General features: G+C 71.9%; 31 protein-coding genes. 24 read left to right on the forward strand and 7 right to left on the reverse strand.

Features of this window, described 5'->3' with window-relative positions; translation table 11 throughout:
* Positions 1 to 96: 96 nt before the first annotated feature.
* Together AB5J73_RS41810 and AB5J73_RS41815 are read right to left on the reverse strand one after the other, a co-directional pair.
* Entirely contained in the window at positions 97 to 1587 is a 1491-nt protein-coding gene (locus AB5J73_RS41810) for a condensation domain-containing protein (protein ID WP_370964582.1), read from the reverse strand.
* Positions 1588 to 2453: 866 nt separating this feature from the next.
* Positions 2454 to 3314, reverse strand: coding sequence for a hypothetical protein (locus AB5J73_RS41815; protein ID WP_370964584.1), 861 nt, complete (start codon positions 3312 to 3314; stop codon positions 2454 to 2456).
* Positions 3315 to 3554: 240 nt separating this feature from the next.
* On the opposite strand from AB5J73_RS41815, the gene AB5J73_RS41820 reads away from it, so the two are divergent.
* Complete coding sequence (locus AB5J73_RS41820; RefSeq protein ID WP_370964586.1) at positions 3555 to 3812, forward strand: hypothetical protein; 258 nt, start codon at positions 3555 to 3557, stop codon at positions 3810 to 3812.
* Positions 3813 to 3884: 72 nt separating this feature from the next.
* Here AB5J73_RS41820 and AB5J73_RS41825 read toward each other — a convergent pair whose 3' ends face one another.
* On the reverse strand, positions 3885 to 4565 hold the full coding sequence (locus AB5J73_RS41825; RefSeq protein ID WP_370964588.1) for a TetR/AcrR family transcriptional regulator: 681 nt from the start codon (positions 4563 to 4565) through the stop codon (positions 3885 to 3887).
* 59 nt (positions 4566 to 4624) lie between these two features.
* On the opposite strand from AB5J73_RS41825, the gene AB5J73_RS41830 reads away from it, so the two are divergent.
* From AB5J73_RS41830 to AB5J73_RS41850, 5 genes are read left to right on the forward strand one after another with little or no spacing between them, the layout of a single operon-like run.
* Positions 4625 to 5413 carry an alpha/beta fold hydrolase gene (locus AB5J73_RS41830; RefSeq protein WP_370964590.1) on the forward strand — a complete coding sequence of 263 codons (789 nt, stop codon included), beginning with the start codon at positions 4625 to 4627 and terminating at the stop codon, positions 5411 to 5413.
* Positions 5410 to 6306 carry an alpha/beta fold hydrolase gene (locus AB5J73_RS41835; protein ID WP_370964592.1) on the forward strand — a complete coding sequence of 299 codons (897 nt, stop codon included), beginning with the start codon at positions 5410 to 5412 and terminating at the stop codon, positions 6304 to 6306. Before AB5J73_RS41830 ends, AB5J73_RS41835 begins: the two co-directional genes overlap by 4 nt.
* A complete protein-coding gene (locus AB5J73_RS41840) occupies positions 6303 to 7784 on the forward strand; it encodes an FAD-dependent oxidoreductase (protein WP_370964594.1) in 1482 nt (493 codons plus the stop codon). The genes AB5J73_RS41835 and AB5J73_RS41840 overlap by 4 nt, the downstream gene beginning before the upstream one ends.
* Complete coding sequence (locus tag AB5J73_RS41845) at positions 7781 to 9037, forward strand: amidohydrolase family protein (RefSeq protein ID WP_370964596.1); 1257 nt, start codon at positions 7781 to 7783, stop codon at positions 9035 to 9037. The genes AB5J73_RS41840 and AB5J73_RS41845 overlap by 4 nt, the downstream gene beginning before the upstream one ends.
* Positions 9034 to 9621, forward strand: a complete 588-nt coding sequence (locus tag AB5J73_RS41850) for a TetR/AcrR family transcriptional regulator (RefSeq protein WP_370964598.1) — start codon at positions 9034 to 9036, stop codon at positions 9619 to 9621. The genes AB5J73_RS41845 and AB5J73_RS41850 overlap by 4 nt, the downstream gene beginning before the upstream one ends.
* A 107-nt stretch (positions 9622 to 9728) precedes the next feature.
* Here AB5J73_RS41850 and AB5J73_RS41855 read toward each other — a convergent pair whose 3' ends face one another.
* Both AB5J73_RS41855 and AB5J73_RS41860 read right to left on the reverse strand, forming a co-directional pair.
* A complete protein-coding gene (locus tag AB5J73_RS41855) occupies positions 9729 to 10199 on the reverse strand; it encodes a cupin domain-containing protein (RefSeq protein ID WP_370964600.1) in 471 nt (156 codons plus the stop codon).
* A gap of 66 nt (positions 10200 to 10265) precedes the next feature.
* Positions 10266 to 10556, reverse strand: a complete 291-nt coding sequence (locus tag AB5J73_RS41860) for a muconolactone Delta-isomerase family protein (RefSeq protein ID WP_370964602.1) — start codon at positions 10554 to 10556, stop codon at positions 10266 to 10268.
* 133 nt (positions 10557 to 10689) lie between these two features.
* Here AB5J73_RS41860 and AB5J73_RS41865 point away from each other — a divergent pair, with 133 nt between their 5' ends.
* The 16 genes from AB5J73_RS41865 to AB5J73_RS41940 all read left to right on the forward strand — a co-directional run bounded on the left by AB5J73_RS41865 (position 10690) and on the right by AB5J73_RS41940 (position 20396).
* On the forward strand, positions 10690 to 11304 hold the full coding sequence (locus tag AB5J73_RS41865; protein ID WP_370964604.1) for a TetR/AcrR family transcriptional regulator: 615 nt from the start codon (positions 10690 to 10692) through the stop codon (positions 11302 to 11304).
* Positions 11305 to 11631: 327 nt separating this feature from the next.
* Complete coding sequence (locus tag AB5J73_RS41870; RefSeq protein ID WP_370964606.1) at positions 11632 to 12339, forward strand: STAS domain-containing protein; 708 nt, start codon at positions 11632 to 11634, stop codon at positions 12337 to 12339.
* A gap of 5 nt (positions 12340 to 12344) precedes the next feature.
* Positions 12345 to 12836, forward strand: coding sequence for a hypothetical protein (locus tag AB5J73_RS41875; RefSeq protein ID WP_370964608.1), 492 nt, complete (start codon positions 12345 to 12347; stop codon positions 12834 to 12836).
* Between the two features lie 113 nt (positions 12837 to 12949).
* A complete protein-coding gene (locus AB5J73_RS41880) occupies positions 12950 to 13990 on the forward strand; it encodes a fatty acid desaturase (RefSeq protein ID WP_370964610.1) in 1041 nt (346 codons plus the stop codon).
* 58 nt (positions 13991 to 14048) lie between these two features.
* A complete protein-coding gene (locus AB5J73_RS41885; protein WP_370964612.1) occupies positions 14049 to 14174 on the forward strand; it encodes a hypothetical protein in 126 nt (41 codons plus the stop codon).
* Positions 14175 to 14340: 166 nt separating this feature from the next.
* On the forward strand, positions 14341 to 15432 hold the full coding sequence (gene tal, locus AB5J73_RS41890) for a transaldolase (protein ID WP_370964614.1): 1092 nt from the start codon (positions 14341 to 14343) through the stop codon (positions 15430 to 15432).
* Between the two features lie 92 nt (positions 15433 to 15524).
* A complete protein-coding gene (locus AB5J73_RS41895; RefSeq protein ID WP_370964616.1) occupies positions 15525 to 16004 on the forward strand; it encodes a DUF4383 domain-containing protein in 480 nt (159 codons plus the stop codon).
* Positions 16001 to 16570 carry a hypothetical protein gene (locus AB5J73_RS41900; protein WP_370964618.1) on the forward strand — a complete coding sequence of 190 codons (570 nt, stop codon included), beginning with the start codon at positions 16001 to 16003 and terminating at the stop codon, positions 16568 to 16570. Before AB5J73_RS41895 ends, AB5J73_RS41900 begins: the two co-directional genes overlap by 4 nt.
* An 89-nt stretch (positions 16571 to 16659) precedes the next feature.
* Positions 16660 to 17127, forward strand: a complete 468-nt coding sequence (locus AB5J73_RS41905) for an Asp23/Gls24 family envelope stress response protein (RefSeq protein ID WP_370964620.1) — start codon at positions 16660 to 16662, stop codon at positions 17125 to 17127.
* Positions 17124 to 17486 (forward strand): hypothetical protein, encoded by a 363-nt coding sequence (locus AB5J73_RS41910; RefSeq protein WP_370964622.1) that lies wholly within the window; start codon positions 17124 to 17126, stop codon positions 17484 to 17486. The genes AB5J73_RS41905 and AB5J73_RS41910 overlap by 4 nt, the downstream gene beginning before the upstream one ends.
* The gene (locus AB5J73_RS41915; protein WP_370964624.1) at positions 17483 to 17659 is read left to right on the forward strand and encodes a hypothetical protein; all 177 of its coding nucleotides are present in this window, start codon (positions 17483 to 17485) and stop codon (positions 17657 to 17659) included. The genes AB5J73_RS41910 and AB5J73_RS41915 overlap by 4 nt, the downstream gene beginning before the upstream one ends.
* Before the next feature lie 6 nt (positions 17660 to 17665).
* Positions 17666 to 18043 (forward strand): Asp23/Gls24 family envelope stress response protein, encoded by a 378-nt coding sequence (locus AB5J73_RS41920; RefSeq protein ID WP_370964626.1) that lies wholly within the window; start codon positions 17666 to 17668, stop codon positions 18041 to 18043.
* A complete protein-coding gene (locus AB5J73_RS41925; RefSeq protein ID WP_370964628.1) occupies positions 18040 to 18567 on the forward strand; it encodes a DUF6286 domain-containing protein in 528 nt (175 codons plus the stop codon). The genes AB5J73_RS41920 and AB5J73_RS41925 overlap by 4 nt, the downstream gene beginning before the upstream one ends.
* Positions 18564 to 19130 carry an alkaline shock response membrane anchor protein AmaP gene (locus tag AB5J73_RS41930; protein WP_370964630.1) on the forward strand — a complete coding sequence of 189 codons (567 nt, stop codon included), beginning with the start codon at positions 18564 to 18566 and terminating at the stop codon, positions 19128 to 19130. Before AB5J73_RS41925 ends, AB5J73_RS41930 begins: the two co-directional genes overlap by 4 nt.
* A 188-nt stretch (positions 19131 to 19318) precedes the next feature.
* On the forward strand, positions 19319 to 19498 hold the full coding sequence (locus AB5J73_RS41935) for a hypothetical protein (RefSeq protein WP_370964632.1): 180 nt from the start codon (positions 19319 to 19321) through the stop codon (positions 19496 to 19498).
* Positions 19499 to 19634: 136 nt separating this feature from the next.
* Positions 19635 to 20396 (forward strand): GAF domain-containing protein, encoded by a 762-nt coding sequence (locus AB5J73_RS41940; protein WP_370964634.1) that lies wholly within the window; start codon positions 19635 to 19637, stop codon positions 20394 to 20396.
* A 153-nt stretch (positions 20397 to 20549) separates the two neighbouring features.
* Here AB5J73_RS41940 and AB5J73_RS41945 read toward each other — a convergent pair whose 3' ends face one another.
* Entirely contained in the window at positions 20550 to 21395 is an 846-nt protein-coding gene (locus tag AB5J73_RS41945) for a hypothetical protein (RefSeq protein WP_370964636.1), read from the reverse strand.
* Between the two features lie 137 nt (positions 21396 to 21532).
* Positions 21533 to 22060: a DUF2269 family protein gene (locus AB5J73_RS41950; protein ID WP_370964638.1), complete on the reverse strand. Its 528-nt coding sequence runs from the start codon at positions 22058 to 22060 to the stop codon at positions 21533 to 21535.
* A gap of 316 nt (positions 22061 to 22376) precedes the next feature.
* Here AB5J73_RS41950 and AB5J73_RS41955 point away from each other — a divergent pair, with 316 nt between their 5' ends.
* Positions 22377 to 23636: an esterase/lipase family protein gene (locus AB5J73_RS41955; protein WP_370964640.1), complete on the forward strand. Its 1260-nt coding sequence runs from the start codon at positions 22377 to 22379 to the stop codon at positions 23634 to 23636.
* Between the two features lie 11 nt (positions 23637 to 23647).
* Positions 23648 to 24703 (forward strand): alpha/beta fold hydrolase, encoded by a 1056-nt coding sequence (locus AB5J73_RS41960; RefSeq protein WP_370964642.1) that lies wholly within the window; start codon positions 23648 to 23650, stop codon positions 24701 to 24703.
* The last annotated feature ends 51 nt before the right edge of the window (positions 24704 to 24754 follow it).

Raw genomic sequence — 24754 nt, forward strand, 5'->3', positions numbered from 1 at the left:
CGCCGACATCGAAAGCCCGGTTTATGCCCGGCGAACCGCGTCACCCGAATGTCGTAGGCAGAAGGGATCGGCTCGCCCACCGCGCGAGCGCGGACTTCAGCGCGGTGAGTCGTCGATGACGAAGTCGTCCGGCACGACCGCTCCGGAAAACCAGGGCTGGCGTCGTGCCAGCACTGCGCGCAACCCGGTAGGCGTGACCGGTTCCCGGGTCGTGACGGTCGCCAGCACCCTGCGGTCGTGGAATTCCAGCCGGCACGCGAGGATTCCCGGCACGGACGTGACCAGCCGCGTGGTGCTGTCCGCGTCGACAGCGACGCCGGTGTGGTGTCCGCCGCGAAGCGTTGCCGTGGCGGGAAACGGCTCGATGGGCAACTCGCCGATCGGGGTGTCCGGGTCGGAGCTCAGGGCTTCCAAGATCGTGAGGCAGGCCGCCGACAGGTCGCGGGCGCCGCGTTGGCGGCTCACCGGGCGGCGGGCGGCGACCCGCACCACGGCGCCGGGGAGGTGCGAAACGGTCACCGCGAGGTCCGCTTTGGCCGACGGCGGATCGATGCGCACGTCGTTGACCTCGACCCGGCGCGGCTCCGGCGCGGCCGGTGTCGCTCCTCGTCCCGCGGGCACGTAGTTCAGTTCGAACGCGGGCTGGAACACCGCGCCGGCACCGGAGTTGAGCCAGTCCAGCAACGCGTTGGCGTCGTAGGTGCCGCGATCCAGGGTGGCGAACGAAGTACGGGCCACGCGCTCGACCCTGGCGCGCACCGTGTCGTCCGCCTCGCCGTCGATCGGCAGGTACACCGCCTGTGCCAACTGGGTGACCGCCCCGAGGTCGGCCGGCGTGAAACGGTTCGCGTAGGTCGACCGGAAGACCTGTCCGTGCCGGCCGCAAAGTCTGCTCACGAGCGCACTGACCACCCCGCCCCACACGGCATGCGCGGTGACGCCGAGCGCACGACAGGTGGTGGCGACGAGTGCGTCCAGCTCCGGCGTCAGCGGCTCCTGTGCGATCTCCACCTTCTCGTACTCGTCCCGCTCGACCCCGGAGTACGTGCACGCTCTCGGTGCGCCCCCGAGCAACTCCCGCCAGTACGCGGTGTTCTCCCGCACGCGTGGCGCCTCCGGGCCGTCGGCATAGTCGCTTGCCTGACGTGGTTGCGGCGCCACCGGCTCACCGGCGAGCAGGCTGGTCAGGTCGCGGGCGAGTGCCTGCACGCCGAAGGCATCGGTGAACACGTGTGACACCGTGAGTGTGACCGTGTCGACCTTTCCCTCGCGCAGCAGGAGAAAAGCCCGGCAGGCGCGCTCATCCGGCGCGACCGGCACCGGTCCGCCTGGCGTCTCCGTCCCGCACTCGACGTCGATCTCCTCGGTGGTGAGCACTACCTGCTCGGCTCCGGCGAGCCGGCTGCGCAACGCCTCGTGCCGGCCCACCAACGCGCGGACAGCCGCCGCCGCTTCGGCGGGAGGTGTCGGCCGGGGTGGACGGACGACCACCGGGATCGTCTTGTCCACCAGATCGTCCGCGGCCCAGTTCCGCAGATTGCGAAGCTGGGCGACGTTGAGCGCGAAACGTTTCTCGACAGCTGTCATGAATTCGACGTCACCTCCGATGACACGGGTCGGGATCGCGAAGTATCGATACGGACGCGGCGCGGGAGGACGTGACGGTGTGCCCAACAGGCTCGGTCGAATTCGTCACCGCGCTGTCCGCCGGGGTACGACGGGCCGGCGCCGATCGGGGTGCCGATCGTGCGCGGGCCGGACGAGATGCGCCCGTCGTTCACCGGCAAACCCGACCGCGTGCACCTGGGCAAGGTGGCGGCCGGTGAGGTGTGGTGCGGCCATCGCAGACTCCCCCTCCTGCGCAGGTCACGGATCGCGGGAGCCGCCAGCAGGGCTGTCGCGCTCACGACGGTCGGCACGCCGGACCCGGGCAGTGCGTCATGCACTCCGAAGAGGGCGGTGGCCGGGCCCGCGAGGACCTGGCCGACCGGCACCATCGCGAGCGAGCCCGCGACCTCGTAGGCGTACACACGGTTGAGAACTTCGCCGGGCACCTGGACCTGCACGCTAGTCGACCACATCACCAGCCAGAACGCCAGTGCCGCGCCCGCCACCGCGAATCCGGCCACCACGGCCGCCCAGCGCCGGGTCGATCACGCCGTAGGTGGTGGCGCCGCACGCGGAACTCCCGCCGGCCCTCGGCCAGGTTCACGCCGGACCGCCCGCAGCCGCACGGACCTGAACCGTGCCGACCGTGATGCCGAAGGCGGAGTACCGCGATGACTTCCACGCGAGATCGGCTGAGCGTCGATCGGACACCGACGTGGGGTGAGTACCTGCCCACGGTCATCGACGCCGGCGACATCGAAAGCATAAAAAACTTCGCCGCCGCCTCAACCCGCTCCCCTGCCGCTGCCACCGGCACGGCCGGCAGGCCGCGAACACGTCACCCCTTAATCGATGTGCAGCCTGAAGGCGTGGGTGACGTCGTTCGGACAGGCGAAGATGTTCAAGGCGCCCTGCCGCCCGAACTCCCACCCGACGGGGTCCAGCTCACCTTGCTCACAGGAGCACAGCTCGTCCTTGTGCTCGTACGTGTGCAACGACAGCAGGAGACGAAGACCGGCGCCGCAGTCCTGGCAGTCGAGTTTCCACGGACTGCTCTGCCACCAGAAGGCCCAGCCGCCGGCCTTGCTGCCGTGGATGACCGGAGGCCAGTCCTCGTGGTCGTCGTCGACGAACCCGCCCGGCTGCACGAAGGACAGCGTCAGCTTGATCTCGTCCGGGAGCTCGTCGAGCGCCGGGTATTCGACGACCTGGCAAGGATTGAGCACGCACGGGCGGGGGACGAATTCACCGCCGACGCTCGCCGGTTGCGGCGGTTGCCCGGCGAGGTCGGTCACCTCGGCGGACGCGCGCCAGACCAGGTGAGCCGCCGGGCCGTAGTAGTAGCCCGGACTGCTGCCCTCGTGCTCGTTGGGGCACAGCAACACCTGCAGCAGGTCGGTGCCCTCGGGAAAGGGCAGGGCGGGGAAGTCGCGGCGGAAGAGCTGGGCCGCCCCGACCAGCGCGACCGGCCCGTCGACCTCGTGCTCGGCTGTCCAGTCCTCCTGTGGTCTTCCAGTGGACGTGGGCATCCGTCCGTCACAGTGCGGCCACGGCTCGTCGGCGGGCCACCACAACGGACCGCCGATGTGGCTGTCGCGAGCGGTGGGCGCGCCGGGCGTCGGGTGCAGGCGCGTGGCGGTACGAGCGAGTTCGGCGATGCCGGGGATCTCGCGGCCGTTGTCGGTAGGAGCTGCGGTGGAAGTCACGGTCCCGGACCCTACCGGCGACCACCGACAATCCGGGGGCCTTTCGGAGGGGACCGACGCCGATCGATGGAGTGCCAGTTCACGAGAGCCGCCCAAGGGCCGGCCGACTCACGACGTCGCCAGTTCAAAACGCTGCCGTCGTGGCCCATCGCACTGACACGGAGGTCAGCTCGTGGTTCTCGGGTACGCATCCGGACCGCACCTCGGCGACGACTCCGGTGTCCCCTGTGGAGGTCATGCGTGCGAAAGCCTTCCCGGGCGCAGCGCCAGCAGGTCGTCCACGAGGGTGCGGGCGCCGGCGCGGCCATCGCCCAAGGCGTACCCGTTCGCGGCGGGGACCAGCGCGCGATGGTCCTCCAGCTCGGCGGCAGCTCGACGGTGACCTCCACCGCGTTCGCCGCCGCGCAGCACTGCGATCTGTGGAACAGCATCAGCTACCGGTGGCTCGACATCAACGCCGAGCAGCTCGCCCAGCAGGTCGGCGTCGTGCGCCAGTGACCAGGGCACCGGCCGCCACCGAGCCGCGGCGGCCGGTGCCGTGCGCCGCCCGTGGCGGGAGCGGCGCCGGGGTTACGGCCGACTCCTGTGCAGCCGGCGCAGCCCGTCGACGATCAGTTCCAGGCCGAAGGCGAACTCGTCCTCCAGCGGCACCGGCAGCGAGTCCGCGACCGCGAGCGTGGCCGGGAACTCGGCGGGCGACAGGCCGTGGAAATGGGTCGACGCTCGCTCCCGGTCGGCGTCGTTCCCGGACCCGGCCAGCTGGATGGCGAAGCCCAAGACGTAGCGCGCCAGCGTGGCGTAGGCGCGCGCCGCCAGGTTCGGCGGGAGCCCGCCGTCGAGCAGGACGGCCAGGCAGCGTTCTCGCAGCACCATCGCGTTCGGCCCGGTCGGCGTCTGCTCGATCAGCAGGGGCGCGACCTTCCGGTGCTTGCCCAGTGCGTCGAACATCGCCTGGGCGATCGCCCGGCAGGCCCGGTCCCAGCTCAGCTCCGCCAGGGTCCGCGGGTCGAGCTCGACCTCGGCGAAGACGCGGTCGACGACGTGGGTGATCAAGGTCGCCCGGTTGGCGAAGTGGCGGTAGAGCGTGGCCGTGCCGGATTCGAGCCGCTGCGCGAGGGTCCGCATGGACAGGGCCTCGGCGCCGTCGTCGTCGACGAGCTGCAGCGCGGTCGCGAGGATCCGGTCCAGCGGGACGGCGGGGCGGCCGCGGGACCGGCGAGCGGACGCGGCGGGCGAGGACGAACTGGTCACACCCGTCAGTATGACCGCCGGTTGACACCCTCTGCAATAACGGCAACACTGTTGCCATTATGCAGAGCACTCGGTTCGTCACAGTGGACGACCTGCGCATCCACTACGTTCGCGCAGGTCAAGGCCCGACGGTGGTCCTGCTGCACGGCAGCGGGTCGTCGTTGGAGGGCTTCGAACGGGTAGCGACGCTGCTGTCGGCGTCCTACGACGTGATCCGCCCGGACCTGCCCGGGTTCGGGCGGACGGGACCGCGGCCCGACCGCGACTACCGCGTCCGCACGTACGCGGGAACGATCGCCCGCTTCATGACCGCGCTGCAGGTGCCGCACTTCGCCTTGGCCGGGAATTCGCTGGGCGGCAACATCGCGTGGAACCTGGCCCTCGACGCCCCGGAGCGGGTCGAGGCGCTGGTGCTGGTCAACGCGACCGGCTATCCCGAGAAGTCCCTCCCGGCCGGGCTGCGGCTGGCCCGGAACCCGTTGCTGCGCCCCCTGCTGCGGCGCTGGCTCCCGCGCCGCGCGACCGAACGCGGGCTGCGGGAAGCCGTCGGGGCGCACTCGGTGATCGTCGACGACGCCATGGTCGACCGGGTGCACGCGTTGACGAGCCGTCCGGGGAACCGGTCGGCGTTCGTCGACTTCGCCACCACCGACCAGCCCGACCGCAGCACCGAAATCCCGAGGATCGCGGTCCCGGCGCTGGTCCTGCGCAGCGCCGGCCTCGATGGGCAGCACTTCGCCCGCGACATCCCGGGCGCCGTCGAGCGCGTCCACGCCGACGGCGGGCACCTGCTGCCCGAAGAGGACCCGGACTGGGTGGCCGCGGCGATCACGGAGTTCCTGCGATGAAGTACTTCGTCGTCTCCGATGAGGACCGCCGGCTCGACACGGCCACGCGCCGGACCCCGCGCGGCAGCTTCGTCGCGCTGTCCGACGGGGTGACGCACTACGAGCTGAGCGGTCCCGAGAGCGGTGGACTCGCCGTGCTGGTCGGCGGCCTCACGATTCCGCTGTCCTATTGGGACGCCCTCGCCGCCCGGCTGCACGCCCGCGGCCTGCGCACCCTGGCCTACAGCGCCTACGGCCGCGGCTATTCCGACCGCGTCGAGGGCCGCTACGACGAAGCACTGTTCGTCCGCCAGCTCGCCGAGCTGACCTCGGCCCTGGACCTCACACCGCCACGGCACGTCGTCGGCACCTCGATGGGTGCCCTGGTCGCGATGGCCTACGCGAACCTGCACCCCGAATCGGTCACCACGCTCACCGTCGTCGGACCGGCCGGGCTCGGCGAACGTCCTCGACAGCAGCGGTTGCTGCGCAACGACGTGCTCGCCGGATTCGTCGCCCGGCGCTTCGGCCGCAAGCTGCTGGAGAGCCACCTCGGGCACAACGTCCGCGACCCCGCCCTTTCCGCCCAGCTGGTCGCGATGGTGCGGGACGCCTACCGCTACGAAGGCTCCCTCTTCGCGTTCTTCCAGACCCTGCAGCACTTTCCGCTGTACGAACGGCAGGACCTGTTCCGCAGCACCGGCAAGCTGGGGCTCCCGGTCCTGCTGGTGTGGGGCGACGACGACCGGGTCACCCCGATCAGCCACCTCGACACCGTGCACGAGCTGCTGCGCCCGCGGCAGACGCACGTCATCACCGAATGCGGCCACATGGCCCCCTACGAACGGCCGGACGACGTCGGCGACCTGCTCGCGTCGTTCACCGTTCCCCACCCCGAACGGCTCGAACCATGAACGAAACCCTCGACGTCCTGATCGCCGGCGCCGGCCCGGCCGGCACCACCCTCGCGATCGACCTGGCCCGCCGCGGCCTCGCGGTCCGGATCGTCGACAAGGCCCCGCACTCCTTCGAAGGTTCCCGCGCCAAGGGCATCCAGCCGCGGACCCTGGAGGTGTTCGACGACCTCGGTGTGCTCGACGACGTCCTCGCCGGCAGCAGCGACTACCCCCGCCTCGGCATCCACCTGGGACCGGTCACCGTCCCCTGGCGGATGTTCCGCAACCGCGACCGCACCGCCGAAGTTCCGCACCCGAACACCCGGCTGATGCCGCAGTACCGCACCGACTCCGTGCTGCACGACCGCCTCGAGCGGCTCGGCGGAAAGGTCGAATACGGCCGGGAGCTCCTCGGGTTCGCCCAGGACGGCACGTCGGTCACCGCCACGGTGACCGGCGACAGTGGCACCGAACGGATCACCGCCCGCTACCTCGTCGGCGCGGACGGGGGTTCGAGCGCCGTCCGCAAGCACCTCGGCGTGGGCTTCCTCGGCGAGACCCGCGAGGGAGATCGGATGCTCATCGTCGACGCCGTCACCACCGGCCTGCCCGATCACCGCTGGCACGTCTGGCCGGGCGCGCAGGGCCGGTTCGTGGGCGCCTGCCCGCTGCCGCACACCGACCTGTTCCAGTGGATGATCCGCCTCTCCCCCGGCGAAGAGCCGCCCGACGGCGAAGACGCGATCACCCGGCGGATCCGGGCCCACACCCGCAACCGGCACCTCGCCGTGCGCGACATCCGCTGGCGGTCGGTGTTCCGCCCCAACATCCGCCTGGCCGAGGCCTACGGCCGCGGGCGGGTGTTCCTCGCCGGCGACGCCGCGCACGTGCACACCCCGGCCGGCGCGCAGGGCCTCAACACCGGCATCCAGGACGCCTACAACCTCGGCTGGAAACTCGCCCAGGTCCTCGCCGGTGCCGACCCGCGGCTGCTCGACAGCTACGAAGCCGAACGCCTCCCGATCGCTGCCGGGGTACTCGGCCTGTCCACGAAGAAGTACGAAGGCATCGCGAAGCTCGACCCGGCCGGCCTGCGCCGCGGCAAGGACGAACAGCAGCTGGCCCTGACCTACCACGGCGGCCCGCTCGCGCCCGGCGGCACCGACCGCACGGCGACGCTGCAAGTCGGCGATCGCGCGCCGGACAACGAACTGTCCGGCTCGCGTCTGTTCGACGCCTACCGGGGCCCGCACTTCACCCTGGTCGCCTGTGGCTCGGAGGCCGCCGCGGCGAGCGACGAACTCGGCTGGCCCGCCGCCGGAGCGCCGCTGCGGCGAATCACCGTCGACGCCCGGCACTTCCGCCGGAGCTACGGCATCGAAGGCGACACCCTGCTGCTCGTCCGGCCCGACGGCTACCTCGGGCACATCGCGACCCGTGACTTCCTCGGCTCGACCCGCGCCGCCGCCCGCGCCATGACGCCGGTGGCCGGATGAGCCGCGTGCTCCTGCGCGGCGCGCAGGTCATCACCATGGCACCGCACCGGCCCGACGCCGAACGCGCCGACGTCCTGATCGACGGCGACACCATCGCCGCGGTCGGCGAAGGCCTCGACGGGGCCGGCGCGGAGATCGTCGACGTCCCCGACCGGATCATCCTGCCCGGCCTGGTCAACGCCCACCTCCACACCTGGCAGACCGCGTTGCGGGGCACCGGCGTCGACTGGACGCTCGCGGACTACCTCGGCCGCGTGCACGGTTCCGCAGCCCCGCGCTACCGCCCGGAGGACATGCGGATCGGCACGCTCGCCGGTGCGCTGAGCCAGCTCGACCGCGGCACCACGACCGTGGGCGACTGGTGCCACAACACGCTGACCCCGGACCACACCGACGCGGCGCTCGACGGCCTGGCGGCGTCCGGCATCCGCGGGGTCTTCCTGTACGGCACGCCGTACTCCGCGGCCTACCCGCTGAGCGAGGTCGACCGGCTGCGCGGCGGCCCGCTGATCGGCATCGGCATGGCGGTCCGCGGCCCGCAACTGTCCACTCCGGACGCCGCGGTCGCCGACTTCCGGGCCGCCGCCGAACGCGGGCTCGTGGTGTCGATGCACCAGAGCGGCGGAGAGCCGGGGCCCGGGTGGGAGGCGGTGCGGTCGGCGGGCATGCTGAGCCCGGCGACCAACGTCGTGCACGGCGCCGGGCTCACCGAAGGGTGGCTCAAGACGCTGGTCGACGCCGGCGCGAGCGTGACGTGCACGCCCGAGAACGAGCTCGGCCAAGGCCACGGCTCGCCCGTCACCCCGCACCTGCTCCGGCTGGGTGCGGCGCCGTCGCTGGGCACGGACACCGACGCCGTCACCCCCGCCGACGTGCTCTCCGCCGCCCGGATCGCGCTGGCCTGCGGACGGCACCACGACCACCGCGAGGCGGCGGGCCCGTTCTCGCTCCAGGCCACGGTCACCGCCAAGCAGGCGCTGGCCTGGGCCACGGTCGAGGGCGCGCGAGCACTCGGCCTCGCCGACCGCGTCGGCCGGCTCGAGCCGGGCCTGCAGGCCGACCTGGTCGTCCTCGACATCGCCGGGCCGAACCCGATCGCGGCCGCGTTGTACGCGGACGACGTCGAGGCGGTCATGGTCGCCGGGCGGTGGCGCAAACGCGACCACGTCCTCCTCGGCGTGGACCACGACGCCGTGCGAACGCACCTGCGGGAATCCGCGTCCCACCTCCTCCCCCACCTCGCGGGCCGATGAGCAGGCGAACCGAACTCGCGAGCCGCACCCGCGCGGACCTGCTGGCCGCGGCGAGACGGCTGTTCGCCGAACGCGGCTACCTCGACACCAAGGTCGCCGACATCGCCACCGCGGCCGGCCGTGCGGTGGGCTCCTTCTACACCCACTTCAGCGACAAGGACGAGATCCTCGCGGTTTTGCGCCGCGAACTCGACGAAGCAGCGCTCCCCGGCCCGGCGGGCGACGACGAGATCCGCGAGCACATCACGGCCTGCTCGACGGCGATGCGCTCCCACCGCCCCGCGGTCACCGCCCTGCTGCAGTCGGCGATCGCCGCCGCCCCGGCGTCGGGACGGTTGTGGCGCGAACTGACCAGCCGGACGGCCCCGCTGCGAAGGCAGTTGGAGAACCGGCGAGACCGCGGCGAGCCGCTGCCCGGCGACCCCGAGCTGGTGGCGGCGGCCGTGGGCGTCCTGCTCGCCGGTCTCCAGCACGCGCTGCCCACCGACGACGGCCGCATCGCCGACACCGTCGCGAACCTCGTGCTCCACGGCTTGGCCGGGCCGCGCCCCTTCGTCAGTGCGGAGAACCGACCTTCTCGGTGACCGCGCCCGCGAGCTGCCGGGCCGCGTCCGCGCCGGCGATCACCCCCGGGCGCGCGGACTTCGGCCGCACCCGTGGCGACGACGAGGACGCTCGCCTGTCCGATTGTTCAGTGGGCCCACTTCCCGGCCCAGGCCGTGTCGGCGCTCGCCGACCAGAAGTTGTCCATCAACTGCGCCGCGGAGCGCGGATCGAAGCCGAGGTCGGGCGGCGGCAGTTCACGCCGCTCCGCGGGCGTGCCCAACCCCATGATCACCTGCTCGAACCCGCCCGGTGTGTAGCCGTTGAACACGTGCGCGGCGCTCCGGGTGGTGAAGCTGTGCACCGTTCCACGCGGAATCCACACCGAGTCACCCGCCGTCGCTCGCATCGGCGGCTCGTCCCCGACCCGGAATTCGATGGAGCCTTCGAGCACGTTGAACCACTCGTCGATGGGGTGCACGTGCGGCGGCGGCCCACCGTCCGCCGGCATCCACTGCTCCATCACCGAGAACGCTCCCCCGGTCTGCTCCGAGTCGGCCAGCACGACCCAGAGGACACCGAACGCCCAGTACGCCGGCGCAGTGTCCCTCCCGGTCATGAACGGCACGCCATGCGGAGAGACAGCGACGGCCGTGTTGTTCTCTTCCCTCATGATCGCGTCCTTTCAGCGGGCATCCGGGGGTGCGAGCGGGTAGACGTCGGCGTCGAAGAACCGGGCGAAGGGCAACGTGGCCAGGACCTCCGCCACTTGCTCCTGATCGGCGGCGACGATCTCGACGAACGTCGCCCGCCGCGCCGGGGAAACGTAGTGGGCGCCGATCCTTCCCTGTGCGCGCAACACCTCCAGCTGCTTGTGCTCGTCCTCTCTCAGCGCGGCGAATTCCACGAGGTCGGTGTCGTCCCGGAGGGTTCCGACCACCATGAACGTCTGGGCCGCGGCGGGGTTCGGAGGCATGTCTCTCCTTTCGAGGGCGCGTCGATCGCCCTGATGTCTCGGCGTGACATCACCGTAGCACTGATGTCTCGCCGCGACATCACTTTTCGGCGATGATGTCACGGCGGGTCATCGCCCCGGGTATCCTGGCGGCATGCCCAGGTGGGAAGAAGGCAGCGAGGAGCGGATGAAACAGTCCGCCATGGAGCTGTTCGAGGAACAAGGCTTCGAGGCCACCACCGCGGTCCAGATCGCCGAGCGCGCCCGCGTCACCACTCGGACCTTCTTCCGCTACTTCCCCGACAAGGAAGAAATCCTCTTCGCCGACGCGGACCTGCTCAACGCGGCGCTCGTCCAGGAACTCCGGCAGACGCCCGACCTCGAACCCCCCCTTCGGGCCGTCGTCCGGACCTTGGCCGGGTACGACTGGGAAAACCTCGGATCACGAGACCTCCTGCGCCGGCGAAGCCGGCTGATCGCGTCGAACTCCGGGTTGCTGGAACGCGATCTGATCAAGCAACACCAGATGGCCGAAGGGTTCCGCCAAGCACTCCGCGAGCGTGGCGTCGACCCCGACGTCGCGGAGCTGGCGGCCAGTGCGGGCAGCCAGATCTTCCGCACGGCCTACCGCAAGTGGCTGGAAAGCACCGACAACACCGACCTGACGACCATCACCGACACCGTGACGTCCCTTCTCACCGACATCTTGCCCGCGGCCCGGTCGCCCCGAGGACGCCGCCGGGCGCCGGCCGCTCCGCCTGCGAAGTAGGCCACCGAACCGGCGTGGACGCCTTCACCCCCGGCGGCCCCATCCTGGTTCCCGATCTGGCCACCGACCGCGCGCGGCGGCCGTGTTCCCCTTCCCGCTGCAGGTCGGGGTCGTGCGGCTGGGCTCACTCGACCTCCACCGCGAACACCCTCGCACCCCGCCACACCCGGCCCGTCCCACCGGCCGGAGCGCCGGCGCGGTCGCCTGAGCGCCTGCGAAGCGTTACGCTGAGATCACCGCGCCGGGAGGGCCCAGACCACGCGCTCGCGACGATCACCGTTCGACAGCCGGCCCTGATCCGCGGAGGTCGGTGTGCAGGAGCTGATCGTGGACCACTCCGAGTTTCGCGACGACGCCAGACCGCGCCTCGCTCACAGTTCCCGGCCGCCGCTGCGGCTCACTTCGACCCGCCACCGGGACACCGTCGTGCTCACCGTGGCAGGCGAGATCGACCTCTCCACGACCTCCACCTTCTGTGGCGCGCTGGCCGGCGTCATCGCCCAGCGACCCGCTCTGCTCGTCGTGGACCTCAGCCCGACGACGTTCCTCGCCTGCGCCGGCCTGACGATCCTGGCCGCGGCGCACCACCTGGTCGGTGCCCGAACCCACTTCGCCGTGGTTGCCGGCTCGCGCGCGTCCTGGCGGCCACTGCACCTCACCGGCCTGGACCGGCAGCTGCGCGTGCACCCCTGCCTCGGCGACGTGACGATTCCCGCCTCGCCTCTGGTGCTGCGGACGGTGGTCGCCGACGCCGCGATCCAGGTCACCGCCACCGGTGGGAGCCGGCCCGGCGATGCCGCGGCCATGACGGCGGAACTTCGGCAAGCGTGCGAGCTGTGCTCCGGCGTGGTCCTGTTCGACGTGTCGGCGTGCACCCTGTCCGATGCCGCTGTCGTCGGGAGCGTGCGAGCGGCGACCGCCCGCGGTGGAAAGCACCGCTGTGGCATCCAGGTGCTGACCGAAACCGGGAGCCTGCGGACAGCCCTGGACGCCGCGGGTATCGCACACCGCGCTTCGGCCGGGCCGAGCTGGTGATCACCGTGCGGGAACGGCTGCCCGCCGAGCCGTCGTGGCTCCGCAGCCCCGAGGTCGGCGACGCCGAACGCGTCCTCGAGATGGTGTACTTCGTCGCCCGGCGCACCGGCCGGTCCCGCGCCGCCGCGGCGCGCCTGTGCGTCCGGCTGGTGCCGAAGCTGGCCGCTTCGGCCGCGGCGGCCCCGTCGTCGCCGGCGCTGCGGCTGGCGGCGGCGCGGCAGGGCCGAGTCACCGTGGCGGCCACGCTGCGCAGCCTCGATCGCCGCCGCGATCCGGCGGTGTTCGACAACGCGCTGGCCGAAGCGGTTGCCCGCGACGAGCTCGCGCTCCTTCCGCCCCGCCAGCGGTTCACCGTCTGGTCCGTAGCGGTGCGGCACCGGCCGATCTCCGCCGTCGCCGCCGAAACCGGGTGGACCCACAGCCAGGTCGTGCGCCTGCTCAACGCCGGGCTGTCTACCATCACCAGGTGGGGCACGCACTCGATCCCGTTCGCCTGACCGCACCGGTCCGATCTGGTTTGGCGCGGGCCCCGACCGGGAATCCGGGTCCGGTAGTGAGTGGCCGCCCCAGTCCCCGGCGCCCGCAGGACTTGGGAAGGACTCACATCACCGTGTCAACTGTGAGCGACGACGCCGCCCTCCGGGCCGCGTCACGCAACGACTTCGGCGCGCTCGGCCGCCTCGTACGAGGGCAAGGGCTGCTGGACCGACGTTTCGGTTACTACGCCTGGAAGATCAGCCTGACCTTGCTCGTCTTCGCCGGTGGCTGCGTGGCGTTCGCCCTGCTGGGCGACTCGTGGTGGCAACTGGTCACCGCGGCGTTCTTCGCCGTGGTGTTCGCCCAGATCGCGTTCCTCGGCCACGACGCCGGCCACAACCAGATCTTCCGCAGCGGCCGGGCCAACGACCGCGTCGGCTACGCCCTCGGCGGGATCGTCGGCATGAGCTACGGCTGGTGGATGGGCAAGCACACCCGCCACCACGCCGGCCCCAACCACGAAGACGACGACCCCGACATCGACATCCCCCTGCTCGCCTTCACCCGCGGGCAGACCGGCGACAAGCGCGGGTTCGTGCGCTGGACCTCGAAGCACCAGGCGTTCCTGTTCTTCCCGCTGCTGCTGCTGGAAGGGCTGAGCCTGCACTGGGCCGGTATCCAGGCCGTGCGGGACAACGAGGTCAAGCACCGCCGGCTCGAAGCGATCCTGCTGGCCGCCCACATCGGGATCTACCTCGGCGCGGTGTTCGTCGTGCTGTCCCCGCCGGTGGCGCTGGCGTTCATCGCCGTGCACCAAGGGCTGTGGGGTGTCTACATGGGATGCTCGTTCGCCCCGGGCCACAAGGGCATGCCCACCTACACCGACAAGACGAAGCTCGACTTCCTGCGCAAGCAGGTGCTCACCAGCCGCAACGTCCGCGGCGGCCCGTGGGTCGACTTCACCCTCGGCGGGCTCAACTACCAGATCGAGCACCACCTGTTCCCCAGCATGCCGCGGGTCAACCTGCGCCGCGCCCAGCCGCTGGTCCGGAAGTTCTGCGACGACCACGGGATCGACTACGCCCAGTGCGGGCTGTTCAAGACCTACTACTACGTCCTGCGGCACCTGCACGAGGTCAGCGCCCCGCTGCGCCAGGCCGCTCGAGCACGCTGACCGCGCACGGCAGGGTGGAGCCAACCGGCTGCACCCCGGCCCTCCTGAAGGAGCCCAGATGACCGCACCCGATCCGCAGCACCCACAATATCCCGACTCGGCCGAGAGCCAAGAAGAAACCCGGGGCGAGCAGGGCACGTCGTCCGGCGACGCGCACGACGACACCGACCCCGAGTCCGGCTGAAGCGCCGTCCCCTGACCCGCGGACCGGTTCGGCCACCTCCTCCGGTCCGCGGTTTGCCCCCGCAGCCCACGGGAACCCGAGACCACGACCAGCGCATTGCCCCGCCCCGGACCTCCGGCGGTGTTCTCGCCACGCGAGCCCCGACACCACCAGCCACGGAGGCCCGATGACCGGCACCCGGCACACCGACCCGCTCGCCGCGCTCACCGCCGCGGGGGTTTCGGTCTGGCTCGACGACCTGTCCCGCGAACTGCTCGCCGGCGGGGAACTCGACAAACTGATCGCCGACAAGCACGTCGTCGGCATCACCACCAACCCGACGATCTTCGCCTCCGCGCTGGCCGACGGCGAACGCTACGCACCGCAACTGCGCGAGCTCGCCGCCTCCGGAGCGGACGTCGACGATGCCGTCTTCGCCATCACCACGGCCGACGTCCGCGAAGCGTGCCAGGTGCTGCGCCACGTCCACGACGAGACCGGCGGCGTCGACGGCCGGGTCTCCATCGAGGTCGACCCCCGGCTGGCCGAAGACACCGCCGCCACGATCAGCGAGGCGCTCAAGATCCCGGCGACTCCGGAAGGCCTGCCCGCGATCACGTCCGCGATCGGGGCCGGCCTGAGCGTCAACGTCACCCTGATCTTCTCTCTGGAGCGCTACCGCGACGTCGTCGACGCCTACCTCACCGGCCTGGAGACGGCCGGGCTCGCCGGGCTCGACCTGTCCGCGATCCACTCGGTGGCGTCCTTCTTCGTGTCCCGGGTGGACACCGAGGTCGACGCCCGCCTCGACGCCATCGGCACTCCCCCGGCGCTGGCGGCTCGCGGCCGGGCGGCGGTCGCCAACGCCCGGCTCGCCCACCAGGTCCACGAGCAGACCCTCGACACCGAGCGCTGGCGCCGGCTGGCCGGCAGCGGCGCCCGCCCGCAGCGGCCGCTGTGGGCGTCCACCGGGGTCAAGAACCCGGCCTACCCGGACACGATGTACGTGTCCGAGCTGGTCGCCCCGGGAACGGTCAACACCATGCCCGGCAGCACGCTGGCCGCGTTCGCCGACCACGGCTCGGTGCCCGGGGATTCGATGATCGGCACCTACTCCGCGGCTCGCGCCCACTTCGAGGCGCTGGCGGAGCTGGGCATCGACTACGAGGACGTCACGAGCACCCTCGAACGCGACGGCCTGGGCAAGTTCGCCGCCAGCTGGGACGAGCTCGGCCACACCGTCTCGGCCGAGCTGCACGCGGCCGACGGCCACAGGTGAGGCCGGCGAACCGTCGCCACGACCTCGCCCGGCAAACCGCCGGCGGCCCCCTCGCGGGTGACCGCGCAGCCCGGCACGGAACGGAAGACGACATGCCCACTCCCACCCGCACCGACCGGCCGTCCGCCGAGCGAAGGTGGCAACGCGCACCGGTGCGGCTCGTCGCCTTGGTGCTCGGCGGGATCTACCTCGTCCTCGGGGTCGCCGGGTTCTTCGTCCCCGGCAACGCCGGATCGACGTCCGCCGGCCCCTTCGGCACCCACGCGACGCAGTACACCCTGCTGATCTTCAGCGTCAGCCCGCTCCTGAACTTCTTGCACACCTTCGTCGGTGTGCTGGGTGTCGTGGCCGCTCGCAAGGTCAGCAGCACCGCGCTCTACGCACTCGCCCTCGCGGTCGGGTTCGCCGGGTTGAGCGCGTACAGCGTCCTCGTGCTGTCCTTCGGCACCGGTGACCGCTTGAACCTCAACTGGGCCGACGTGGTCCTGCACCTGATCACCACGGCCGTCGCCGCGGTGCTGGCGTACCTGGCGTTCCAGGCCCGGCAGCGCCCCAACGGAAGGAAATCATGACCTCGACCACCACTTTCGTCCGAGCCATGCACGACGTCGGCCTGGCCGCCTGGTTCGGCGGTTCGCTCGCCGGAGCGGTCGCCGTCAACGGCGCGGCCGCCGACCTCCCCGACGCCGAGATGCGCCTGAAAGCCGCCACGGCCGGCTGGGCGCGCTGGACACCGGTGAACGCCGTCGCCATCGGCGCCCACCTCGTGGGCGGCGCGGCTCTGCTGCGAGCGAACCGCGGCCGGGTCGCCGGACAGCGCGGAGTGGCCGCCCAGACCGCGGCCAAGCTCACCCTGACCGGAGCCGCTCTGCTCGTCACCGCCTACAGCCGGGCGCTGGGCAAGAAACTCGAGAACGCCGAAGGCACGGCGGTCGAAGGCGGCACCACGCCCGCGGCGTCCACCCCGCCGGAAATCGCGCACACCCAGCGGCAGCTCGACACCTGCCAGTGGCTGATCCCGGCCTTGACCGGTGGCGTTTCGGTGCTCACGGCGCTGGCCGGTGAGCAGCAGCGCCCCGGCCGGCAGCTGGCCGGGGCGATCGCCAAGCCGGCGCGCCTGCTCCGCGCCGCGGCGTGACGAACCCGCGGCCGGCGGGTCTTGACGACCGAGGACACACCACGCCACCCCGATCTGTCCGCCCCGGACAGGACCACCCAGGAGAAATCATGACGACCCCCGCCATCACGACCCCCGCACGCCCCGTCGAGATCGAGCAGGTCACCGCCGGCAAACTGGTCTCCACGCAGGGCACCACCACCATCGCCGACACCGTCGTGGCGAAGGTCGCCGGCCTGGCCACCCGCGAGGTCTCCGGCGTGTACGCCCTCGGCGGCGGCGCGGCGCGCGCGTTCGGCGCGATCCGCGAGCGCATCGCCGGCGCGTCCGCCTCGGTCTCGCAAGGCGTCTCCGTCGAAGTCGGCGACAGCCAGGCCGCCGTGGACCTGCAGATCCTCGTCGAGTACGGCGTGTCCATCGCCGACCTCTCCCGCTCGATCCGCGCCAACGTCATCTCGGCCATCGAGGCGACCACCGGGCTGGACGTCGTCGAAGTGAACATCAACGTCTCCGACGTGCACATCCCCGGGCAGGACGAGGACGCGGACGCCCCGCTCGACACCGGTCGCGTCCAGTGACCGCGGGCGTCGAGATCGACGCCGACCGCATCGCCGCCGCCGTGACGGCCCTCCCGCACGTGGCAGGGCTCCACAGTGGACGGTTCGGCGAGATCGCCACGCTGCTCCCGGGCCGGCGCATCCCCGGTGTCCGGGCCCGGCCCGACGAGATCACCATCGGCGTCACCGGCCGCTACCCGGCCTCCGCCGCCGAGATCGGGGCCGCGGTCCGGGCCGCCGTCGGTCCGGTCGACCGCCCGGTGCACGTCCGGATCGGAGACATGGCACCCCCGGCCGCGATCGTCGTGACCGTCGAAGCCCCGGGCACCCGTTCCCCGCTCCCCCTCGGCGGGCCGTTCACCGCAAGGAGAAACCCATGACCCACACCCAGCTGGGCCTGCTCGCCGGCCTCGCGCTCGGGTTCGCCGCCGCGTTCGGCGGCCTCGGCGCCTTCCTGGTCGTGCTGGTCCTCGGCGCGCTGGGCCTGCTGGCCGGCCGCGTGCTCGACGGCAAGCTCGACCTGTCCCAGCTCAGCGGCCGTGACCGGGGCTGATCCGCGATGACGACCACCTTGCCGGAACCGGAAGAGCGCGGACGGCTCACCACCTCCGACACCACCGTCGAGCGGATAGCGGCGCACGCCGTGACCGAGGTCGAAGGCGTCGGGGGCACCGCGAGCCGCGTGCTCGGCGTCACCGTCGGCGGTGAAGACCCGGACAAGGGAGCCGCGGTCACCGCGAAAGTCAGCGGTGACACGGCCACCCTCGACGTCCGGCTTTCCGTCGCTTACCCCGCCTCGGTCGGCGAGACCACCGGTGCGGCCCGCCGGCACCTGCTGCGCCGGGTCGGCGAGTCCACCGGGCTCACCGTGTCCCGGGTGGACATCGCCGTCACCGCACTGCATTCCGGGAGCGCCGGCACGAGGAGGGTGCGGTGAAACGCCGGACCCGCCGCAGCGCTCCCGCGATCCTGACCGCGGTCGTCCTGCTCGCCGCCTGCGTGGTGGTCGCCGTCGTGGCCGTCCAGATGATCGTCGCCACGACGCCCTGGTTCAGCTACCGGTCCGTCGCCCGCACGCTGCACGACACCCGGTGGCACGACCCGGTCACCGCCGTCGCGGGCGGCGTATCGGCGTCGCTGGGCGTGATCCTGCTGCTGGCCGCACTGCTGCCGGGCAAGCTCACCGTGCTCCCGCTGGCGGGCGAACCGGATTCCGGCGCTTCGCGGCGCAGCTACCGCTCGACCCTGCGCACGGCAGCGTCCACAGTGGACGGTGTGTCGCGCGCGAGGGTGCGGCTCGGGCGGCGCGGTGTCTCCGCCGAGGTGACCACGGGGCGCTCGAGCACCGACGGGCTCGCCGACGCCGTCCGCCGGGCACTCGAACGGCGGCTCGACCAGCTCACCCCGCTCCCCCGACCTGGTGTCGAGGTCAGCGTCCACCCCGCCAGGAACACGTCATGACCGCCCGTCCCGCCGGCCTCAACCGGGCCCTGCTGGCACTCGTCGGAACGCTACTGCTCGCCGCCGGCACCTTCGCCGTATCGGCTCACCTCGGTACGCTCCCGGCGCCCGAACCGGGCGCCGCGCTCGTGCCCGGCACCGCGAACCCGCCGACCTGGGCCCTGTACGTCGTCGCCGCGACCGCTGTCGTCCTGGGCGTGTCGCTGGTGCACTGGCTCCTCGCGCAGCTGGTCCGCAAACCCAAGACCCACTTGTGGCACTGGGAATCGGCTGCGGAACCCGGGCGCACCGAGCTGGCGGCGAGCACCGCGGCCCAGCCGTTCGTGGCCGAGGTCAGGACCTACCCCGGCGTCCACGCCGCCCACGCCACTCTCGCCGGAACGCACGCCGCCCCGGCCATGGCACTGGTGGTCACCGCCGACCACGACGGCGACCTCACGACGATCCGCCACCGGCTCGGCACCGACGGGCTCCCGAGGTTGCGTCAGGCTCTCGACCTCGACGTCCTGCCGGTGACCGTCGAGTTCCGGTTCTCCGCGAAGAACGGCCCCCGTACGCACTGAGCCGGGTCGGCCGCCACTACCCCGTCCCGGTGAACGAAAGCGCCGGGCACCGGCGTCGGTTGATCGCACCGACGCCGGTGAGCTACCTTGGCGCTGCGCGGTTGCGCGTGAACCATCCTTCAACGCTTCGGCCTGGCCCAGTCCCCGCCGCCGCCCAGCGTCCGTCTCGACGCCGGCCAGGAGGCTCAGTGCCGAATCGAGTGCTCATCAGCCGTGACACCGAACCGATCCCGTGCGAGGCGTGCGGTCTCCGAACGCTGTACGTCGCCCGCTTGGTGACGAGCGACGGCGCGACGATCGGCCGGACGATGGTGTGCACCTCGTGCCGCCGCCACCGCGCCGAGGCCGCGGCCACCGCGTCCCGGTAGCCCGGGTGGGTTCGCCCGAGCCGGTGGAATCTTCGGGGCGGCCGCAGAACCCGAGTCGCCGCTCCGGACCCCAGCGGCCCCGCCGCCGTCGGCACATCACCCGCATGACCGCTGCCCGAACTTCAGGAGCTCGCCCATGGCAGGGAACACCGAAACCCGCAGTCGGATCGCGCGCGACCGGGAGCGCCTGGTGTCACGGACGTTCGTCCGGCTCGCCGACACCCTCGTCGCCGACTTCGACGTCTCCGAGTTCCTCTCCGTGCTCACCGAGCAGTGCGTCGACCTGCTCGGGGTGTCCGCGGCCAGCGTCATCCTGCTCGACCCCGACGGCGGTCTGCGGGTGGCCGCGACCTCGTCCGGGCGCGCCGAGCTACTGGAACTCTTCGCGGTGGAAACCGACGACGGGCCGTGCATCGACTGCGTCCGCGGCGGGACCCCGGTCTTCTGCGCCGACCTGAGCACCGAGACGCGCCACTGGCCCAGGTTCACCGCCGCCGCCCGCGAATGCGGATTCCGTGCGGTGCACGCCATCCCGATGCGGTTGCGGGAGCAGGTCATCGGGGTCTTGACGTTCCTCGGCGTCCATCCCGGCGACCCGGACCAGGACGACATGGAGCTGGGGCAAGCCTTGGCCGACGTGGCGACCATCGGAATCCTGCAGCACCGGTCCATCGAGCGACGCGACGAGGTCGCCGGCCAGCTGCAGACCGCGCTCACCAGCCGCATCGTCATCGAGCAGGCGAAAGGAGTGCTCGCCCAGCGCGGCGGGCTCTCGATGGACGACGCGTTCAAGCACCTGCGCGCCTACGCCCGCGCCCGCCACCTGCGCCTGACCGATCTGGCCACCGCGATCACCGACGGCACCATCGACCTGGCTGCGATCCTCGCCCGGGCGTAGCCCTCGACCGCCAACCGGGCCGGTGAGAGGTCCGCGGAGATCCGTGATCGGCGAGGCTCGCCGCGACGGAGTTCAGCGCCGGCGACAGACACACCCGTGTCCTCGTCCGTGCCGAGGGCGCCTGGCGGCTGGTTTCCGCGCAGCGCACCGAGATCAGGTGCTAAGTGGGTACTCGCGGCCCGCGGGGTGCAGCAGTGACCAGGCGATGTCGTCGATCCCGTGCGCGTGCTTGCGGTCCGGTAGCGATTCCCAGGCGCTGTCCTCGCTGTTGCCCTTGATCGACGCGGCGAGTTCCTGGTCGGCCAGGCCGGCGAAGCCATGCACGGCGACCCGGCGGGCGGGGGTGTCGGTGTCGACAGCCCGCAGGTACGCCGAGCCGAGCGCAGTGCGCGGGTCCGGACCCCGGTAGCCACGCCGGCGTTTCCCGAGGTACCAGGTCAGCACGGGGAACACGACCCATCCGGCGAGCGCGAGCTCCAGCGAGGTCCGGTACGCGCTGGTCCCGAAGTCACCCGCGGCCATCATCACGTACGTCACCAGTGCCAACGGCGCCAGGACGGCGACCGCACGCCCGAGCGGTTCCCACTGGCGCCGCATCGGGCGCACCAGCAGCCGGCGGTCGGCCAGGTGCCCGTACGCACCACCGAAGTCCAGCCCGCGCAGACCGGTCTGACGACGAACCTCGGCGATCCCCGCCCCACCGGCCTCCTTGACCACGTCGAGCACGGACGCGCCGGTGAGGTCCAGGTCCCCGGTGCCGGTCGCGGTCAGCGCCCCGCCGCGTGCGGTGACGATGCCGCGGTCGACCAGCTCCATGACGGTCGCGTCGACCAGCCGCCCCGGCCCACCGCCGAGCACACCGAGCAGCCGTGGTTCCGGATCCAGGTCGACCGTCGCCAGCCGCTCCGGCCGGATCCGGGCGTCGGCGATGAGCGCCGCGAGCGGCCAGGCGATACCCAGCAAGGCGGCAACTCCGTAGAGGATGCACAGGACGAGCATGGGCGCTCCCAGGTGCCACTTCGGTTCGGCGGGCGGGTCCGCACCTGTCGCGAGCAGTTGCCGGCCTCAGGCGACGTCGTGCCACGCATTGTGCTTCAAGCCTATCCGCCGGTTCGAGTCCATGGCGCCAAGCAGGTTCAGACTTCGGACAACCGTGGCCGCCGCGCCCTGGTCGGCAGCCGGGACCACGGGGTGCGTCCCCACGGTTTGGCGACCGACAGCCAAGTCATGGCGAGGAAGGCGACGATGTTGAGCGCCGCGCCGTAGGCGAGCGGCCCCGCCGTCGGGCTCTCCACCCCCGCGGCGGCCGCGGCGATACCCTGCTCGACCCACGCCCCGAGCCCGAAGGTGCTGTAGAGGATCACCGCGACGGTCAGCACCAGTTTCACCAGCACCCACCAAAACCGGGTCAACCCCCATTTCGTCAGCGCCCCGAGCACGATCCCGCCGACCAGGGTGGTGAACGCCGCCGGGATGACGACGAAATCGTCGATGCGCTCGATCATCCGATAGGCGACCTCGCGGACGCCGGGGTCCCCGGTGTACCCGGCGGTCATCGCGAGCACGACGTTGGCCGCGCCCGCCCCCATCCAGCCGACGGACACCGCGACGTGCACGAAGACCATGACTTGCCGGAACCGCTTCCCGGCTGTCCAACGCCCCATTTCCCCATCGTCACCGATGGCAGCGGGGCGCGCAGCGCAATCGCGATGCAAGTTCGATCCACCACGGGAGGAGGTGTTGTGCCCCGACGAGCCGCCCCTGACCGGCCCGCTGTCGTTGCGGGTGCAGCGCTCGGTGCCGGGATCCCACTCTTCGGCGTGGCCGAAGCCGGCCAGGATGAATCCGCGGCCGCCCCCTCCCCCGATGTGGCGCCCACGACCATGTCCGAGGCGCGCGAGGCGTGGCCGGCACACATTGCCCCGGCTCGCCCGGTGGCCGATAGTTGCGGAGTTCTCCCGGTGTCGTGAGGAGCCCGTCGTGCGCCTGCTCAGCCTCGTGGCCGCTGCCGCCATCGTCGTCGGTGCGGAGGTCGCCGCGCCGGCACCGCCGGTTGCCGCGGCCGCTCCCGCCTACCTGACGAACGAGGCGACGTTCAGCACCGTCGCCAACGGGTGGGCCAAGGTGGAGCGGTACCGCGACACCACGCCGGGATTCGCCGACGAGCAGTATCCGCCGGACGGACGGGGCAACCAGGACGGGCAGCGGCTGACCTTCTTCGGCGGGGTGGCGCAGCCGTCCTCGTCGCGGTTCCTGCTGTATTCCGCACCCGGCTGGTCGACCGGTGCGAAGGCCACGCCGGTGCTGCTGGTCCACGGCGCCAACGACAACCCCGACCGGGCGTGGGCCAACCCGAACGAGTCCGGCGGCTTCGGGTGCGGTTCGGCGACGTGCCCGTCGACCGGCCTGATGCAGTACCTCAGCTCGCGCGGGTACCGGGTGTTCGCCATCGGTTTCGCGCACAAGCAGGGCGAGAACCGCCAGCAGGCACAGCAGGTCGGTGACGCGATCGCGCTGATCAAGTCACGGCTGGGGGTGGGCCAGGTCGATCTGGTCGGCTGGAGCAAGGGCGAGCTGTCCACCCGGATGTACGTGTCCTCGGTGAAGCCCCCGTGGGGACGGGCCTACGCCGGGGACGTGCGCAAGCTGATCACCCTCGGCGGGCCGAACGGTGGCTACGACTACCCGTTCGCGCACGGCTACGCGCACGACCTGTCGATCTGGCCGGAGTGCGGCGTCAACATCAACGCGCCGAGCCCGCACACCAGGATGACCTGCTACGGCGCGTACACCTACCACCCGGAACTGTCGATCACACCCACCGCCGGCTGGGACACCTACCCCGGGCAGCGGCAGATGCTCGCCCGCTTCGACAGCACGTTCGGCGTGGACGGCTCGCAGCAGGACTGGTACACGACCTACTACGGCGGCCAGGGTTTCTACACCGACGGGACGGGCATCCAGGCCGCGATCGACGCCGGGTCGATGATCTCCGCCATCCAGTCCGCCGGCACCCCGGCAAGCGTCTCGGTGTACCTGCTGGCCGGCGGCTCGCCCACCATCGTCGGCGTGTTCAACGAAAACCGCGGCCCGAGCGACGGCATCGTGTTCGTGGCCAGCGCGTTGAACAGCACGGGCATCGGCCACCTCGCCGCGACGGCGCTGGTCGGCTCGGTGAACCACTTGCAGCTGGGCTGGGCGTCGGCGTCGATGTCCCAGGTGACGAGCTGGCTGGCGTGAAAGGGACGACAGTGACCGAACTCCTCGACGGGATCACTTCGGCGAAGGTGCCGACCGATCGGCTGACCGCGCACGTGCTGGAGGTGGCCGGCCGGGAGCACGGCGAACCGGTCGTGTTCGTCCACGGCAACGTCTCGTCCTCGGCCTTCTGGCAGGAGACGATGCTCGACCTGCCGCGGCGGTACCGCCCGATCGCGGTGGACCTGCGCGGGTTCGGCGGTACCGACCCGTTGCCGGTGGACGCGACGCGGGGTGTGCGCGACTACGCCGACGATGTGGTCGCCGCGCTGGCCGCGCTGGGCATCGGCGCCGCGCACCTGGTCGGCTGGAGCATGGGCGGCGGCGTGGTGCTGCAGCTGCTGCGCGAGCACACCGCGCTCGCGCGCACCGTGACACTGGTCAACCCGGTCTCGCCCTACGGCTTCGGCGGCACCAAGGGCGCGGACGGCGAGCTGGTCGACGCGACGGGCACCGGCTCGGGCGGCGGTGGCGCCAACCCGGAGTTCGTCGCCCGGCTCAAGGACGGCGACACCTCGGACGAGTCGCCGTTCTCCCCGCGACAGGTGCTGCTGGCCTTCTACGTCAAACCGCCGTTCCACCCCGCCCGCCTCGACGACCTCGTGGAGTCGATGCTCACCACCCGGGTCGGCGACGACCACTACCCCGGCGACTGCACCACGACCGACGCGTGGCCGGGCGTCGCGCCGGGCACCCGCGGCGTGCTCAACACCATGGCGCCCGGCCACTTCCGCCTCGACGACCTCGACGCGATCGAGCGCAAGCCCCCGATCCTCTGGGTGCGGGGAGCCGACGACCGGATCGTGTCCGACACCTCCATGTTCGACCTCGCCCACCTCGGCCGGCTCGGCGCGGTGCCCGGCTGGCCGGGCGAGGCCACCCATCCCGCGCAGCCGATGGTCACCCAGACCAGAGCGGTCCTCGACCGGTACGCCGCCGCGGGCGGTGACTACCGCGAGGTGGTCATCGCCGACACCGGGCACAGCCCGCACATCGAGAAACCGAAGGAGTTCTCGGCGGCACTGCTCGAGGTGCTGACCAAGGGCTGATCCCCTCTCCCCGGGCTCCCGGAGCGCGGACCGCTGCCACGACGCCCGGCC

The sequence above is a fragment of the Amycolatopsis sp. cg9 genome, assembly GCF_041346945.1.
Lineage (GTDB): Bacteria > Actinomycetota > Actinomycetes > Mycobacteriales > Pseudonocardiaceae > Amycolatopsis.